Here is a 15,973-nt window from a genome sequence, read left to right as displayed (position 1 = left end):
TTGAGCTAATATTAATTTTATATGTTATCCGTTCTGTATAAATACCGGCCGTTCTATATAAGTTTAATTAGCCTTTAATTGTCGATAGCATACCACTAAAAGACAGCGATATGCCGTTAACGCCTATTCATCGAACCAAGATTCCCGAGCTTTCATGATAAGTTTCCCTGCAGTTTCACTATCCAACCCTTCAATATCTTCTAGGTCAAACACCGCCTGCTCTGCTAAATCATCAACGGTAATGATGTCTTTTTGTGCCATTTTATAGGCCCAGCTTACCGTCATACCTTCAAGATCTTGTAATTCTTGGCTAGGCTGCTTCATGTTTTGTTGCTTCATCAGCTCATCGGCGATGACGACTTCTTTAGCACGTTCTTGAATCATATCGATGGCTTCATCATCCAAACCTTCGATATCATAAAAAGTTTCCACCGGTACATAAGCCACTTCTTCGATACTAGTAAAACCGATATCAACTAAAGCTTCCGCTAAATCTTGATCCACTTCTAAGCGCTCATAAAATAGCTCGATAAAAGCTTTTGATTCATTTTCTTGACGCTGTTGATACTCTTCTTCTAGCATCATATTAAGCTTATAACCGGTCAGCTCTGAAGCCAAACGTACGTTTTGACCTTGTGAGCCAATCGCACGCGCCAACTGATCGTTGGTACTAAAAACAATATCTGCTGTCTTGGTATCTTCATCAAGAATAATACTGCTGACATCTGCAGGCTCAAGCGAGCTGATAATGAACTGCGCCGGATCATCCGACCATACCACTACGTCAATACGTTCGCCATCTAGCTCTTGCTGTACTGCTTGAATTCTAGTACCGCGCATACCGATACAAGCACCGACTGGGTCGATACGATGATCATTAGTCTTGACGGCTATTTTAGCACGGGTACCTGGCAGACGAGCGACATTACGAATCTCAATGATTTGCTCGGCAATTTCAGGCACTTCTTTTTGCATCAATGCGCTAAGCATTTCAGGATGTGTACGTGACAACAACAACTGTGCACCGCGGTTTTCACGGTTTACATGGTATAAAATCGCATTGATACGTGATTTTACTCGCAGCTGTTCACGGGGCAGCATCTGATCGCGCGATAGATAGCCTTCGGCATTATCGCCAAGATCAATAATATAGCCATCACGAGTTTGCTTTTTGACTTCACCGTACATCATCTCGCCAATACGCGATTCAAAAGCATCAGCGACTAGCGCACGTTCAGCTTCACGGATTTTTTGGATAATAACTTGTTTGGCCTGAGTAGCAGCAATACGACCAAATTCAATCGATTCGATCTGCTCTTCTTTGATATCACCAATTGACCATTCATCTTGGTCCAAGTCGGTAATAGCTAGCTGACAAGCTGGCATCTCATGATCTTCATCGGCTACTACTGTCCAGTAACGATAAGTGTCGTAGTCGCCAGTATCACGATCGATAGCCACACGTACCGCTACCTCTGGTTGGTCGGTATATACTTTTTTCTTAGTCGATACCACTAAGGCATCTTCTATGGCTTCAAAAATATCTTCAGGATTTAAGCCCTTTTCATTACTTACGGTTTCAACGACCGTTAAAATTTCACGACTCATGCTATACCTGTCCTATCATTTTATAATTGGCTTAAATTTCATAATTGGTTTTTGACTTTATATTGCCCCTATCAACCACGCATGGTTAATAAAAAACGGTGAAAACCCTTGCTTACTCTGATCGCTCTGCTAATCATTGCAAATATAATGGGCTTAAACATCCTCATAAATTAAATTGGCTTTGTCAATATTACTCAAAGCAATTTCAAACGCTTCGCCATCAGTCGCCGTCAGCTGTAATGAAGTATTATCCATACTATCTAACGTACCGGTAACTTTGCGGCGCTTTTTATCCCCTTGACCGATAGCTTGAATTAGGCGCAAACTCACAGTTTGACCCACATAATCAAGCATCTGGGTGTCTGAGAAAAATGAGCGATCAAAACCCGGTGATGATACTTCTAAAATATATTCACCTGCAATAGGATCATGCACCTCAAGTACACCACTCACTTGATGATTAACCGCTGCGCAGTCTTCAATCGTTACGTGTTTATCTTGCGCTTGCTCTTCTGGCAAAGACTCAATATAAATACGTAATAAAGAGCGGCGACCTTGGGGAACAAATTCAACGCCCCACAGGGACACATCGCAAGCAGCAACTGCTGGAGCAATGATATTAGTCAATTCTTCAACTTTGTTCGAAAGTTTCATAAGCCAGTTATTATTTCCTGTTCGCTTAACTTTTTAATCGTTATTTATACTATTAAATACTATTTATACGGCTTAATACTACTCTATTGTATTCGCTGAAAACCAGCACTCTAGGTCATATTTTATAATAACCATACAATATTTCACACATTCACATCTTATGAATAGCACCTTTAACAACACCTCAATTAGTCCAAATTTGTAATGATCTATCAATAATAAATGATAGCTATAGCTAAAATTGGAATCAAAGCCGGTATAAGGTTCTAAAAAATGTTTTAAAACGTAGGGTAATATTAAGGACAATGTCGCTTACGAATTCATCACGCAAGTGGCTGATATTATCGTACTCTATGATCATAGAGCTTAGCATAAGTAGGATAGATACCGCGGTGACACTGACTATCAGATACAAAAAAACCCACAAACATAATGGTGGGCTAATTTACACTGAAAATTTAGTGTACAAAAATCAGTATTAAAAAGTGGTAGCGGGGGCTGGATTTGAACCAACGACCTTCGGGTTATGAGCCCGACGAGCTACCAGACTGCTCCACCCCGCATCAATTTAGAATGCACATTATAGGGAGGTTTTATCGACCTGTCAACCTTTCTTTAAAATAAACTTTAAATCAAAATTGCTATAACTGCAGTAGTGCTTCATTTATAAAAGATACTTTATAAAATTTGGTGCGATTGGGGGGACTTGAACCCCCACAGCTTGCGCCACCACCCCCTCAAGATGGCGTGTCTACCAATTCCACCACAATCGCTTGTCAGCATTATAAAATGCGACTTTTGCACTCTGTTTGTTCGACCTTTATCACTACATTATTTTATATGTAGGGCTTTTGAGGTAATTGCCCATGGATAATGACCAGCGAAAACAGGCAAGCATTGTAAAACTAACCCATCAAAATAGCAAGACCCGGATACTAAAAACTGCTACCAAAAACTATTGCTGCGGATTATCCGTCAGTGGGCGTGGGTTTTGAGGTGCTGATACGGGTGCGTCTAAGCGAAACTGGCTTTCTGCTTGCTCACGAGCGTTTACAGCCAAGGTCATACTGGTGATAAAAAATATCACTGTTAGTACCGCCGTCGCACGGGTCAAAAAGTTAGCGGTGCCTGCAGCGCCAAATACAGTGCCAGAAGAGCCTGCGCCAAATGATGCTCCGGCGTCTGCCCCTTTACCATGCTGAATCAAAATCAGGCCAATCATGGCAATCGCCACGATAATGTGTAAGGCTAATACAAAGGTAAACATGGTGTCCTCTTTTGCCGCATAATACGACTAACATAATCTGAAGATAGGTCTTACTGATAGAATATAAATGTAGTCGCCAATGAACAACGGCTGATCGATTATATAAAACAATGCTATTAAATAAGGCGCATTGTACACGATTACAAGTGCAGTGTTAAATCTACTGACGATAGATCTAAGTGCTTGTTATAGCACAGCTATCGTTAGGTTTTAAGCTTTAGCGCGGCTAAAAGCTGAAGCAATAGTCAAAAAACTCTCTGCTTTTAGAGAAGCGCCGCCTACCAATGCGCCGTCGATCATAGGGCTTGCTGCAAAGCTATCGGCATTATCAGTATTGACGCTACCGCCATATAATACGGTAATCTCGGGCAATTCATCAGCAAAACTTGCAACAGTTTGCTTGATATGCTCGTGAGTGGCGCTTACCTCGCTAACCGTAGGAACTTTACCGGTGCCGATTGCCCAAACGGGTTCATAAGCAATAATAAGGCGCTCAGCTATAGTCTTTACAAGCTTTGGTTGTTGAGTTAATAGCTCTTTTATCACTGCTAATTGTTCGTTCAACACCTCAAGAGTTTGCTTGGCATCGTATTGAGCTTGGGTTTCGCCGATACAAAATATCACGCCCAGTTGTTGCGCCTGCGCATGAGTGAGCTTTTGTAGTAACTCATCAGCTGACTCTTGATGATACTGCCGGCGCTCTGAGTGACCAAGCAGCGTCCAAGAGGCGCCCGCATCAGCCATTTGCTGAGCTGAACAATCACCAGTATAAGCACCCGTAGTCCCACTATGAGCGCTGATATCTTGCGCTGCACAAAGTAGCGGGGTCTGCTGCAAGCGCGCACTGACTGCTGCTAAATGAATAGCGGTTGGCGCTACCATTAATTGGCAGATATCAGGATTAAGATCATTACTACGCTCATCTATTGCGGACAATAACGAGTCTATCAACTCATTAACTTCATTAGTAGTGGCTGGATTCTGTTTCCAATTTCCAATTACCCAAGCTTGCATTCTCATCTACCTTTTGTCTTTGATCAGTGCCATTTTGGCTAATATCGGCGCAAGTATAGCAAATATTTAGCCACTGCTATAGTAGGGATAATACGCAACCCTTCATTATAAATAATGCTAATTCAGAGCTAAATCATTATCCAAATCTATTTGACGCAAAAAAAGCCCAATAAGTTTACTTTAATAAACTTAATACCTCTATATCACCCTCTCACTCCCTCAAACTGTCATGATTCTTGCATGTTTTTAGCATAATTTTAAGATTTTAATTACTCTAGACAGGTATATTTTTGGTAGATAAATCAAAGTTTTTGCCTAAAAATTTTGCAAAAATCCTTTATATATCAACTATCTACTAGCATAGCGAGCAGCAAGGAGAAGGGTTTATGCCTACCGCAGTCAATAAGTTTGGTAGTCTAGCGCAGCAGCTGATTACTGCAGGTATCGTTAGTGAAGCAAATATGCAAACGGCGCAAGCGGAATCGCAGCAGCAACAAATAGGACTGGTGAGTTATTTAATCAGTAATAAAATGGCCGATGCCTATGCATTAGCAAAACTACTATCGCAATCCTTTGGTGATCCCTTCTTTGATCTTGATGTTCTTAATAGTGAGGTTATTCCTAAAGAATTGGTTGACGAAAAAATCGTACGTAAGTTTAATGCCCTACCCATCTTTAAGCGTGGTCAGCGCCTATTTGTGGCGCTGAGTGATCCTACCCGTATCGATGCTATTGATGCTATAGCTTTTAATTCTAGGCTCTCTGTCGAAACAGTAGTGGTAGAAGAAAGCAAACTTAAAAGACGCATTGATAGTGTATATGCCGATACCATGCAAAGCTTCGGTGGTTTCGCTGACAATGATTTAAATATTGAATTTGAAGACAGTGATGAAGAAGATGGCGAAACTACTCTGACCACTAGTGTGGATGAGGCGCCCGTGGTCAAGTTTGTCAATAAAATGCTGGTTGACGCCATTCGTATGGGCGCCTCAGATCTGCATTTTGAGCCTTATGAAAAGTCTTATCGAGTACGCTTTCGGGTGGATGGGGTCATGGAAAAAATGGCTAGCCCGCCTGTGCAGCTTGCCAGCAAAATAGCAGCCCGCCTTAAAGTCATGTCCCAAATGGATATATCTGAGCGCCGTGTCCCGCAAGATGGTCGCATCAAACTCAAGCTCTCTAAAAATAAAGCCATCGACTTTCGAGTCAACTCGCTGCCGACATTATTTGGCGAAAAGATTGTACTGCGTATTTTAGACCCCTCTTCAGCCATGCTAGGGATTGACGCGCTTGGGTATGAGCCTGATCAACGCGAGATGTTCTTAGAGGCGCTGCACAAGCCGCAAGGTATGCTGCTGATCACCGGCCCTACGGGCTCAGGTAAAACCGTGTCACTCTATACTGGGGTTAATATTCTTAACACCGGGCAGACCAATATCTCGACTGCTGAAGACCCGGTCGAGATTAACCTTGAAGGTATCAATCAAGTTAATGTCAATCAAAAGGTCGGTCTCACCTTTGCCAATGCGCTGAAATCGTTCCTGCGCCAAGACCCTGATATTGTGATGGTCGGTGAGATTCGTGATCTTGAAACCGCAGAGATCGCCATCAAGGCGGCGCAAACCGGTCACATGGTACTCTCAACCTTGCACACCAACTCTGCTCCTGAGACCCTAACTCGTCTGCGTAATATGGGGGTCGCCTCTTTTAATATTGCCACTTCTGTAAATCTGGTTATCGCTCAACGCTTGGCTAGACGCCTGTGCAAAAACTGCAAAAAAACTATTGATGTGCCGCGTCAAAGCCTCATTGAGCTGGGTTTTACCGATGAAGATTTGGACCATCCAGAGAGTACGATCTATGAGCCCGTAGGTTGTAATGAATGCCGTGAAGGCTACAAAGGTCGAGTTGGGGTCTATGAAGTCATGAAAGTTAATCAAGATATCTCACGGATCATTATGGAAGATGGTAATGCTATGGATATTAAAGATGCCGCTGTGAAAAACGGTTTTCGAGATTTGCGGCGCTCGGGAATTATAAAAGTATTACAAGGCGTTACCAGCATTCAGGAGATGATGCGCGTCACCTCAGAATAGCTTCAAAAGTATGCATATATAGTCAATCCTAAATAAAGTCGGCACACTTTGTGATCTGTGCTACTGGTATTAATTTTACTTGCGTGCTGTGCCTACGCCGACAGAGGCTACGCAAAATTGATACCAGCAGCACTATACCAATTTTAAAGGATGTTAACTATAACGACTGATAATCTATCTAAGAAAACACGGTAATTAATCACTTAACTTTATATCCATCCTAATGAGTTTTACTAGGTTTGTAACACCTACTTTGAGGGTAAAAAAATGGCAAGAGCTAAAACCAAGACTGATATGCTACTAGACTTTGTTTACGACGGGGTCAATCGACGTGGACAGAAGATTAAGGGCGAAACCACTAGCCGCAGTTTAGAGCTAGCAAAAGCAACTTTGCGCAAACAAGGTATTACGGTCAAAAGCATTAAGAAAAAGCCCAAACCGTTATTTACCTTTAAAAAACCTATTAAACCTATAGATATTGCTATTTTTTCTCGTCAATTGGCAACCATGATGAAGGCTGGCGTCCCTCTTACCCAGTCCTTTGAGATTGTCGCTGACTCTTTAGACAATCCAAGTATGAAAGAGCTGGTGCTACAGATCAAAGCCGACATCGAAGCGGGCGGCACCTTTGCCTCTGCCCTGCGTAAACATCCGCGTTATTTTGATGATTTATTCTGCTCGCTAGTCGACTCTGGTGAGCAATCAGGAGCGCTTGAAGTCATGCTTGAGCGGGTAGCGACTTATAAAGAGAAAAGCGAGTTACTCAAAGCTAAAATTAAAAAAGCAATGAAATATCCGATAGCAGTTATCGTTGTGGCAATTATCGTGACTATTATTCTGTTAATTAAGGTCGTGCCTGTATTCTCTGACTTGTTTGAGTCATTTGGTGCCGAGCTGCCCGCCTTTACTCAAATGGTCGTAGGAATGTCCGAGTGGATGCAGTCTTGGTGGTTTATTTTAATTATTGCGATTGGAGCGGCGGTTATTGGCTTCTCTGAAGCAAAAAAGCGCTCCAAAAAGTTTCGGGACTTTTTAGATCGTGCGGTGTTAAAAACTCCGATATTCGGCAAGATAGCTTATCAGGCAGTAGTTGCACGCTTCTCGCGTACGCTGTCTACTACCTTTGCCGCCGGTGTACCGCTGATTGACGCACTAGACTCTACTGCCGGTGCGACCAACAACGTAGTGTTCTATAATGCTACCCAGCAAATTAAAAACGATGTATCAACCGGTCAACAATTACAGTTTTCGATGCGCTCAACCAATCTGTTCCCAAGCATGGCTATTCAAATGGTGGGTATCGGCGAAGAATCAGGAAGCTTGGAGGAGATGCTAGATAAGGTAGCGGTCTATTATGAGAACGAGGTTGATAATGCGGTCGATGGCTTGACGAGCTTGATGGAACCGTTGATTATGGCCGTACTCGGGGTACTCGTTGGTGGCTTAGTAATCGCCATGTATCTACCTATTTTCCAAATGGGCTCTGTTGTAGGGTAAGCTGTTTAATCCAAAAGTTTTAGAGCAATCATCTTAAATAAGCACTTTAGAAACAAGTCTTTAGAGATAAGCAATTTAGGGCAGTCACTTGATGCAATTTATAGAGTTATTACAAAGCAACCTGACAGTAGCGCTAGTGGTATTTGCGTTATTGGGGCTGTGTATAGGTAGTTTTTTGAACGTTGTCATTCACCGTCTGCCGCTGATGATGCACTATGCTTGGCGGCAAGAGTGTAGTCAGTTTTTAGCAGCACAGCCAGATATAGCTGGCGAGCATACTAAGATCTTGACGGCTAGTGTTGCCAAAGATAGACCTATTACTTTAAGTAAGCCGGCCTCACGCTGTCCGCACTGCGCTCATAAAATTAACTGGTACGAGAATATTCCCTTGCTCAGCTGGTTTATTTTGCGTGGCCGCTGCTCAGATTGTAAAGCGGCTATTAGTATGCGCTACCCTATGGTTGAATTGGTAACGGCGCTGCTCTCGGCGCTGGTCATTTATCACTTTGGGGTGAGCGCTGCTGGATTATCTGCGCTAGTACTAGTATGGACATTGATTGCGCTGACTGGCATCGATTTTGATACCCAGCTGCTACCTGATAAACTCACTTTTCCACTAGCAGGTTTAGGGTTAGCAGTGAACTCACAAGGCTGGTTTGTATCGCCAACCCAGTCCATTTGGGGATTATTACTCGGATTTTTATCGCTATGGGTAGTGGTGAAAATTTTTTATCTCATCACCAAAAAGCACGGTATGGGACAAGGCGACTTTAAGCTGTTAGCGGTGCTAGGCGCTTGGCTTGGCCCTATGATGCTACCTTTAATTATTTTACTATCTTCTTTACTTGGTTCTATAGTCGGTATTTTTTTGTTGAAAAGACAAGGCGAGAGCAAACCTTTTGCCTTTGGCCCTTATATCGCTATAGCGGGTATCATTGCTTTGCTATATGGTCCTTCTATTATCGATTGGTATTTAGGAATGTATGTATAGACTAATATTGCTGCTGAGCTACTGGATCAAATCAATCTCAGTAATATTAAAATAAACGTGTAAAAATTAACAGCCAGCTCTCAACTTAATCCCGCCAAGGTTAATTTACAATCTAGTAAAGCAATGACCACAATAATATCTATCCCAAGTATTAAGCTAAACAATCAGCCTAAAGTCTACTATTAAATGTTAAAATTAGTGGCCGTAGAGGGCTGATTTCGAAATACTGCGTTTAAGATACTGCCTTTTATGCTGCTTCTTCCTATAAAAAGGTATTTCTTTATTCGCCATTCCTACTAAGTAGTGGTCTAAGCTAGTTACTGATTAGCTAGTTTGTGGTTTACTAATTATTGAATCAGCTATTAACCTTTATACTCTTTATATCCTTGTTACTTTATCAGCTAAATAAGTCGCTCTTATGTCTATAAATCATTCATCAAAAAAAGATCAATCAGTTATTCAGTCTAATCCCCAGTCTAATTCTCAGCCAGGATATGACCACATGCAGCCGCCGCAAAAAATAAACATTCGTAAAAGCAAACGGCTGGTAGTAGGACTGACAGGCGGAATCGGTAGCGGTAAGTCTGCTGCTACTGAATGGTTCGCTGAACAAGGGATAGATATTATAGATGCCGATGTAATTGCTCATGAGGTGGTAGCAAAAGGTAGTGCCACTCTACGTAAGATTCAAAAGAAATTTGGTGATTGGGCGGTTAACTCGGCAGGCAATATGGACCGTGCGGCGGTAAGGCAGCATGTCTTTACCCATCCAGAAGCTCTTATCGAGCTTGAAGCGATTACCCATCCTGCTATTCGTGAAGCGGCAAAGAATCAATTGGCCGCAAGCACATCCTCCTATGCTGTCTTATCAGCGCCTTTATTGATTGAAGCTGCCGAAGCGGGTTTGGCTAATCTGTGTCAGCGCATCTTAGTCATTGACGCCAGTGAAAAAACCCAACTTGAGCGCGCCAGCCGCCGAGATGATCAAAGTGTGACAAAGATTAAGGCTATTATGGTCAACCAGCTTGCTCGCGCTGAGCGTAATCGTCATGCTGATGATGTGGTAGTCAATGAGGATGATTTGGCGGCTCTACATAAACAGTTAGAGCCACTGCATCAAAACTACCTTACACTTGCCCAGCAGCTAAAGTACGCTGCCGATTAACTTCATATAGTGCCATACCGGTAGCAACACTGACATTTAAGCTCTGTAAGTTCCCATGTTCATTACCAGACATGGGAATATAAACCAGCTCATCACAGCTCTCAAGCGTCAAGCGGCGCATACCTTCACCCTCAGAGCCCATGATAATGGCTGTTTTGCCAGTCAAGTCAGCGGCATGTATCGGCTTTGCCGTCGCGTCCAATGCCGTGCCAAACACAAACACTCCTGCACTTTTGATCTGCGCTAAAGTGCGCGCTAAATTAGTCACGCTAATAATAGGCATCATCTCAGCGGCACCTACTGAGACCTTAGCGACGGTTGGAGTCAGGCTGGCAGCGTGGTGTTTAGGGCAAATGACGGCATCTACCCCCATAGCTACTGCCGTGCGTAAACAAGCGCCAAAGTTATGGGCATCGGTGATTTGGTCTAAAACTAATAATAAACAGTGATCTTGCGCACTTAAAGTATCTAATAGAGCTTCATCAGCGAAGCTTAAAGGTCTGCCGTGTACCACTACTCCTTGATGCTGCGGACTGCCACACAGTTGGGTCAGCTTATCTTTTTGGGTAGGCTGGATACTTATCCCGTTTTGCTGAGCTTGATCGATAATATCTTTTACGTGACTATCGCCTTCACGGCCCTGCTGTACAAATAAGCTCAGAGCATCAAGGGGACGATACTTTAGTAATGCGTCGATGGCATGAATGCCATAAAAGTAGCTGGGCTTTGCCATAATAGTACTGCCTATCTAAGATGAAGAGTATGGAATAGTATTTCTCAAAGGATATCTAAATAAAAAAAGAAACAAATAAAATCAGTACGATATTATTTGTTTCTTAATGATCTGAATACTTAATGCTATGTATGTTGATGACTTTAACATAAGCATGGAAGATATTAGCCTTCCAAATGGCAGATATATTGCACAATCTCTTCAGTACGCAGATTGAAGCTACTATTGCCCTCGACTACAAACGACTGACCCGTACGGTAATAGCTAAACTCTTCGTCACCGTTTATTTTGACCTCACAATCGCCGCTGATAATCTCAATACGCTCAGAGGTATTAGTACTAAAATGATATTGCTCGATAGTACTATCACACGGTAAGATAATGCCCAAAGTTTTATGACGACCATCTTCGAACATGATGGTATGACTTGAACAGCGTCCATCATAAGATATTGTCGCTTGAGCATTAACGGTTACATTGTTAAATTGTGCCGCTGGCATAGTGGCTTCCTTATCAAATAATTACTGCTAAACTAAAAAATAAGAGACTCTTCTATTTTATGTGATGTTTGACCTATTTTATTAGGTTTTTTTGAAACATCTGTCATCTTAACGACTGCATTTAAATGCTTGAATTAACGACCTATTTCACTAAGAAACCTTAGTCTATGATAACATTTGTTCATCAAATTATAAGCTAAAATGTGTAGTTATCATGGCAGGTTATTAGAATTAGGTAAGATTATGCTACCACATTATATCTATAAAGTTTGTTACAGCGACACTGAAAATCATATTAAACCGTTACCGCCAAAAAAAATGTAGTCTACAACATATCTTTATTTCATTTGCAATCTAACCTAGTCTATTATGAACCATTATATAGATAATATCTGTCTGACATAAACTATATGCCATGAGAGGCTTTGATGCTGTTATCATTAACCTTATACCAATTTGCCCTTATTGATCAGCATGAGCTGAGCTTTGCTGAAGGCTTTAACGTTATTACTGGCGAGACCGGTGCGGGCAAATCGCTACTCCTTGATGCGCTATCCCTGTGCGCAGGAGAACGAGCTGACAGCGCTATGGTCAGACACGGCTCTGATCATGCGGATATCTATGCGCAGTTTGATGTCACCGATAATATAGTAGTGCAAGATTGGTTTGCTGAGCATGAGCGCGATTTGGAAGAGCCCGAAGTCCTCATCCGCCGTCAGCTAAGTAGTAGCGGCCGCTCAAAAGCGTGGCTCAATGGCACCCCCGTCAGCTTAGCCGAGCTCAAAAGTTTAGGTAGCCTACTGGTTAATATTCATAGCCAGCATGCTCAGCAAGCGCTATTAAAACCGCAGTTCGTGGTGCAATGGTTAGATGAAATGGCGCAGATAACGTCACTAGCGACCCAAACAGCCAGCCATTATCAGCAGTATCAGCAGCTCAGACGTCAAGCAGATGAAATGGCGAGCCGTGAAGCCCAACGCCAAGATCGGATTGAGCTGTTACAAAGCCAGCTGGCCGATATTGCACCTTTATTAGAAGTGGATTATCACGATATTGAAGCTGAACACCAGGAGCTGTCCAATATTGAAGCCTTGATGCAAGAGGCCAGCCATAGTTTGCATTTGCTCGATAACGATACTGATGAGCCTGATGTAATGAGCTTACTCGGTCAAGCGATTAAGCTGTGTGATCAACAAGTGAGTGTTAGTCAAACCTTTGGGCAAGCTTCTGAGCAACTGCATCTAGCACAGCAGCAAATTACTGAGGCGACGGCTCTACTCTCCGATTACGCTGAACAACAACTGCCTGACCCTCAGCGTCTACAAGAGCTTGATAGCCTGATTAGTTTGGGTCACCGCTTATCACGTAAGCACAGCCTGCCGGCAGGTGATCTAATTGTTGAAGCGCAGGCTTGGCAACAACAATTAGAACAATTACAAAACCAGCCGAGTAGCGATGTATTGGCGGCTCAAATTGAGCAAGCATGGCAGGATTATCTACAGTTGGCTAATGAGCTTAATGATAAACGTATGCAGGCGGCGCCTATTATTAGCGAACAACTAATTGCGCAGCTGCAACCTCTAGCCTTGCCTAACGCCCGTTGTGAGTTTGTCTTTACCAAAAAGAGCGACCTTAGCCTTTATAACGCCCAAGGCTGCTTTGATATCGATCTGTTATTTAGCGCCAACGTAGGCATGCCCATGCAGCCTTTGCATAAGATAGCTTCGGGCGGCGAGCTCTCCCGTATGGCTTTAGTTATGCAAGTACTGCAAGCGACCAATGCTGATAATAACGCCGCCAAGCCTCTGCTGGTCTTTGATGAAGTCGATGTGGGTATTAGTGGCGGTACGGCGCAAGTGGTTGGTGAGCTACTGCGCACACTTGGTCACACCCAGCAGTTATTAGCAATTACCCATCAAGCACAAGTAGCGGCGCAGGCTCATCAGCATATTTTGGTTCAAAAGTACCATCATGAACAGACTCAAAGTGAGCTAGTTATTTTAACTCAAGATGACCAAATCGATGAGCTGGCACGGATGTCAGGCGGGGTAACGATAACTGAGGTTACTCGTGATCATGCGCGCAGTTTACTAACCGCTGTAAAAACGGATACAAGGTAAGCCTTAGAATACCTTTTCATAGCCCTTGGCGCCTGCCCTGTGTTGATTTTTGGGTAAATAACGCCATATAGTAGTCTTCCCTCTTATTTTATGTAATATTTGCCTCTATGCCTAAAGCTAATTTGACTCATCATTTCTTGATTGCAGCACCTGATCTAGCAGACCCACGCTTTGAGCGGGCGCTGATCTATATTTGTCGCCATGATAAACAAGGGGCGTTAGGTTTAATGGTTAACCGACCGATAGAACAGGCACGAGTGGGCAAGCTATTAGAAGATTTAGATATTGAAGTCACTGACCCGCAGGTTATGGAGGATTTGGCGCTAGAAGGCGGACCGATGTATCCTGAAGTAGGGTTTGTTCTGCATACTGGGCAGCCACAATGGGCTTCTTCATTTGCTATCTCAGAGAACGTCTGCGTTACCACCAGTCAGGATGTCTTAAAGCGTATTGCTGCCGGTCAAGGGGTTGGGCACTACCACCTATGCTTAGGTCATGCCAGCTGGGGTAAAAAACAGCTGGAAGATGAACTTGGCAGCGGCGACTGGTTAGTCTGTCCAGCTGACCTGACTTTATTGTTTGATACGCCTTTTGAGGAGCGTTGGCAATCGGCTGCTGAAAAGATCGGGGTCAATTTTGATTATTTAAGTAGTGATATTGGTCATGCTTAATCATCCCATTAGATAAATCTAAAATACTATAGACCTCCATAAGATAAGTAAGATAGGAAAATTAGCTACTATGGTAGACAGCACGCTTACAGTGAACGTTGACACCACTGAAAATACGGATGATGACTTATATAACGACTATGCTGGCTTGGCTCCTACCCCAAAGGACCACCTTATCCTAGCATTGGATTATGGGGTCAAAAAAATGGGCATGGCGCTGGGCAACAGCATCACTGAAACCGCACGCGCCTTTGATATCCTAGCGATGAATAATGGTCAACCCGATTGGGATAACCTGTTAGGTATTATAAAGGTGTGGGGCGTGACTCAAGTTATCGTCGGACTGCCGCTTAATATGGATGGCAGCAGCTCTATGCTCTCAAAACGCGCGCATAAATTCGCGCGTCGTTTGGCGCACCGCTTAATGGAGCAACATATACCAGCCACTGTGCAACTGTGTGATGAGCGCCTGACTTCGGTGGCAGCTAGAGAGATTGCTTGGGAGCAGGGCTGGATTGATAATCCCCGTGATCCGATTGACGATATCTCTGCTTGTATTTTGCTGTCAACTTACTTCTCAGACCCTAGTAGCGCCATGGCCATTGATACTATTAAAAAGGATTAAGGCACGCTTGAAAATAATAACAATGATAATGATAATTTAAAATCAATATGATTGCGCCAATATAAAGAGCTTAATTAAAGCATGATAACCCTTTACCAATAAATGACTGATTACTATGACCTCTGCTTCAGACCAAACCAGCCGACACGGTTTTGCACCGCTGGCTATTGCCCGAATTAAAGGGGCGCAGAATGCCAATAAAGTCGCTATTTATCTCATTTATGCGGCGATTATTGCGTTTATGGTCTTTGGTACCATCGCCAGTATAAAAACATTTCATGATAATCAGCTGCTTTATTGGTTATATTTTAATCTCCCTTATACGCTGATTACACTAACCATTCCCATTACTATTTATGATGCGCTAGTCATCTATCGCTATCGTTTGAGCCAACCCTCGATGATTGCGCTAAGTATTGGGATTTCAACTATCGTACTTATTGGCGGCTTACTATTTGCTGATACCGCTTGGTTAGGCTTAGCCTCATGGCTGGGGGTGGCGTTTTTATTTAAGTCAAACTTTAAACGCTTCTTTACCTTTTTAGAGGCAGAAAATCTAGAGGCAGAAAGTTTAGAGGCAGCGGATAAGTCTGTCCCTGCTCAAGATGCATCAGAGAATACTATAAACTCGCCAACTGATAGCCACTCTTAACCCATTTACTCATTTTATAATATGACGACTATGACCACTTCAATAACTGATACCGCTGTTCATCATCATTTGGATACTAAAGGTTTGATTTGTCCTGAGCCGGTGATGATGTTGCATAAAGCCATTCGTAAAGCCGATAGCGGTGAAACTATCGAAATTCTAGCTACTGATCCGGCGACCACCCGCGATATTCCTAATTTTTGTCGCCATCTAGGTCACGAGCTTATCCATCAAGAAACGCTGGCTGAGCAAGTAAGCGTAGCTATTGACCCTGATGAAATAACTATAGATAGCGATAATGAAACGCCAGCAAACGCCACGCTTTATCGTTACTTGGTGAAAAAGAAAAACGCTTAAGCGTTTTTTAAGAAGCTTATTAT

15 protein-coding genes and 2 tRNA genes are annotated in these 15,973 nt (G+C 42.9%); 9 read left to right on the top strand and 8 right to left on the bottom strand.

The window, feature by feature from the left end:
* Window positions 1-123 precede the first annotated feature (123 nt).
* The 6 genes from nusA to tpiA form a co-directional block, all read right to left on the bottom strand.
* On the bottom strand, window positions 124-1,608 hold the full coding sequence (gene nusA / locus JMX18_RS10325; RefSeq protein ID WP_201587518.1) for a transcription termination factor NusA: 1,485 nt from the start codon (window positions 1,606-1,608) through the stop codon (window positions 124-126).
* A gap of 153 nt (window positions 1,609-1,761) precedes the next feature.
* Window positions 1,762-2,262 carry a ribosome maturation factor RimP gene (gene rimP, locus JMX18_RS10320; RefSeq protein ID WP_201587517.1) on the bottom strand — a complete coding sequence of 167 codons (501 nt, stop codon included), beginning with the start codon at window positions 2,260-2,262 and terminating at the stop codon, window positions 1,762-1,764.
* 486 nt (window positions 2,263-2,748) lie between these two features.
* Window positions 2,749-2,825: transfer RNA gene (locus JMX18_RS10315), tRNA-Met, on the bottom strand.
* A gap of 125 nt (window positions 2,826-2,950) precedes the next feature.
* Window positions 2,951-3,035 (bottom strand) — tRNA-Leu (locus tag JMX18_RS10310).
* Window positions 3,036-3,217: 182 nt separating this feature from the next.
* A complete protein-coding gene (secG, locus tag JMX18_RS10305; RefSeq protein WP_201587516.1) occupies window positions 3,218-3,529 on the bottom strand; it encodes a preprotein translocase subunit SecG in 312 nt (103 codons plus the stop codon).
* A 210-nt stretch (window positions 3,530-3,739) separates the two neighbouring features.
* A complete protein-coding gene (tpiA, locus tag JMX18_RS10300; RefSeq protein ID WP_201587514.1) occupies window positions 3,740-4,543 on the bottom strand; it encodes a triose-phosphate isomerase in 804 nt (267 codons plus the stop codon).
* 386 nt (window positions 4,544-4,929) lie between these two features.
* Between tpiA and pilB the strand changes: the two genes are divergently transcribed.
* The 4 genes from pilB (at window position 4,930) to coaE (ending at window position 10,292) form a co-directional block, all read left to right on the top strand.
* The gene (gene pilB, locus JMX18_RS10295; protein WP_201587512.1) at window positions 4,930-6,639 is read left to right on the top strand and encodes a type IV-A pilus assembly ATPase PilB; all 1,710 of its coding nucleotides are present in this window, start codon (window positions 4,930-4,932) and stop codon (window positions 6,637-6,639) included.
* Between the two features lie 267 nt (window positions 6,640-6,906).
* Entirely contained in the window at window positions 6,907-8,136 is a 1,230-nt protein-coding gene (locus JMX18_RS10290) for a type II secretion system F family protein (protein WP_201587511.1), read from the top strand.
* A 91-nt stretch (window positions 8,137-8,227) separates the two neighbouring features.
* Window positions 8,228-9,127, top strand: coding sequence for a prepilin peptidase (locus JMX18_RS10285; protein WP_201587510.1), 900 nt, complete (start codon window positions 8,228-8,230; stop codon window positions 9,125-9,127).
* Between the two features lie 502 nt (window positions 9,128-9,629).
* A complete protein-coding gene (gene coaE, locus JMX18_RS10280) occupies window positions 9,630-10,292 on the top strand; it encodes a dephospho-CoA kinase (RefSeq protein ID WP_201588321.1) in 663 nt (220 codons plus the stop codon).
* Here coaE and rlmB read toward each other — a convergent pair.
* Window positions 10,255-11,025, bottom strand: a complete 771-nt coding sequence (gene rlmB / locus JMX18_RS10275; RefSeq protein WP_201587508.1) for a 23S rRNA (guanosine(2251)-2'-O)-methyltransferase RlmB — start codon at window positions 11,023-11,025, stop codon at window positions 10,255-10,257. The genes coaE and rlmB overlap by 38 nt on opposite strands.
* A gap of 164 nt (window positions 11,026-11,189) precedes the next feature.
* Window positions 11,190-11,525, bottom strand: coding sequence for a pyrimidine/purine nucleoside phosphorylase (ppnP, locus tag JMX18_RS10270; protein ID WP_201587507.1), 336 nt, complete (start codon window positions 11,523-11,525; stop codon window positions 11,190-11,192).
* Window positions 11,526-11,953: 428 nt separating this feature from the next.
* Between ppnP and recN the strand changes: the two genes are divergently transcribed.
* The 5 genes from recN (at window position 11,954) to tusA (ending at window position 15,950) form a co-directional block, all read left to right on the top strand.
* A complete protein-coding gene (gene recN, locus JMX18_RS10265) occupies window positions 11,954-13,645 on the top strand; it encodes a DNA repair protein RecN (protein ID WP_201587506.1) in 1,692 nt (563 codons plus the stop codon).
* 107 nt (window positions 13,646-13,752) lie between these two features.
* Window positions 13,753-14,316 carry a YqgE/AlgH family protein gene (locus tag JMX18_RS10260; protein ID WP_201587505.1) on the top strand — a complete coding sequence of 188 codons (564 nt, stop codon included), beginning with the start codon at window positions 13,753-13,755 and terminating at the stop codon, window positions 14,314-14,316.
* Window positions 14,317-14,386: 70 nt separating this feature from the next.
* On the top strand, window positions 14,387-14,941 hold the full coding sequence (ruvX, locus tag JMX18_RS10255; RefSeq protein ID WP_201587504.1) for a Holliday junction resolvase RuvX: 555 nt from the start codon (window positions 14,387-14,389) through the stop codon (window positions 14,939-14,941).
* Window positions 14,942-15,056: 115 nt separating this feature from the next.
* Window positions 15,057-15,593 (top strand): hypothetical protein, encoded by a 537-nt coding sequence (locus JMX18_RS10250; RefSeq protein ID WP_201587503.1) that lies wholly within the window; start codon window positions 15,057-15,059, stop codon window positions 15,591-15,593.
* A gap of 30 nt (window positions 15,594-15,623) precedes the next feature.
* On the top strand, window positions 15,624-15,950 hold the full coding sequence (gene tusA / locus JMX18_RS10245) for a sulfurtransferase TusA (protein WP_201587502.1): 327 nt from the start codon (window positions 15,624-15,626) through the stop codon (window positions 15,948-15,950).
* Window positions 15,951-15,973: the final 23 nt, after the last annotated feature.

This window comes from Psychrobacter jeotgali (assembly GCF_904846315.1).
In the GTDB taxonomy this organism is placed as follows: Bacteria; Pseudomonadota; Gammaproteobacteria; order Pseudomonadales; family Moraxellaceae; genus Psychrobacter; species Psychrobacter jeotgali.
The sequence above is the reverse complement of the archived record's forward strand: the minus strand, read 5'-3'. Positions and strand labels throughout refer to the sequence as shown.

Excerpts from the sequence above, each read along its gene's own strand:
- nusA (WP_201587518.1), bottom strand. The coding sequence starts at position 1,608 with ATGAGTCGTGAAATTTTAACGGTCGTTGAAACCGTAAGTAATGAAAAG.
- rimP (WP_201587517.1), bottom strand. The coding sequence starts at position 2,262 with ATGAAACTTTCGAACAAAGTTGAAGAATTGACTAATATCATTGCTCCA.
- secG (WP_201587516.1), bottom strand. The coding sequence starts at position 3,529 with ATGTTTACCTTTGTATTAGCCTTACACATTATCGTGGCGATTGCCATG.
- tpiA (WP_201587514.1), bottom strand. The coding sequence starts at position 4,543 with ATGCAAGCTTGGGTAATTGGAAATTGGAAACAGAATCCAGCCACTACT.
- pilB (WP_201587512.1), top strand. The coding sequence starts at position 4,930 with ATGCCTACCGCAGTCAATAAGTTTGGTAGTCTAGCGCAGCAGCTGATT.
- JMX18_RS10290 (WP_201587511.1), top strand. The coding sequence starts at position 6,907 with ATGGCAAGAGCTAAAACCAAGACTGATATGCTACTAGACTTTGTTTAC.
- JMX18_RS10285 (WP_201587510.1), top strand. The coding sequence starts at position 8,228 with ATGCAATTTATAGAGTTATTACAAAGCAACCTGACAGTAGCGCTAGTG.
- coaE (WP_201588321.1), top strand. The coding sequence starts at position 9,630 with ATGCAGCCGCCGCAAAAAATAAACATTCGTAAAAGCAAACGGCTGGTA.
- rlmB (WP_201587508.1), bottom strand. The coding sequence starts at position 11,025 with ATGGCAAAGCCCAGCTACTTTTATGGCATTCATGCCATCGACGCATTA.
- ppnP (WP_201587507.1), bottom strand. The coding sequence starts at position 11,525 with ATGCCAGCGGCACAATTTAACAATGTAACCGTTAATGCTCAAGCGACA.
- recN (WP_201587506.1), top strand. The coding sequence starts at position 11,954 with ATGCTGTTATCATTAACCTTATACCAATTTGCCCTTATTGATCAGCAT.
- JMX18_RS10260 (WP_201587505.1), top strand. The coding sequence starts at position 13,753 with ATGCCTAAAGCTAATTTGACTCATCATTTCTTGATTGCAGCACCTGAT.
- ruvX (WP_201587504.1), top strand. The coding sequence starts at position 14,387 with ATGGTAGACAGCACGCTTACAGTGAACGTTGACACCACTGAAAATACG.
- JMX18_RS10250 (WP_201587503.1), top strand. The coding sequence starts at position 15,057 with ATGACCTCTGCTTCAGACCAAACCAGCCGACACGGTTTTGCACCGCTG.
- tusA (WP_201587502.1), top strand. The coding sequence starts at position 15,624 with ATGACCACTTCAATAACTGATACCGCTGTTCATCATCATTTGGATACT.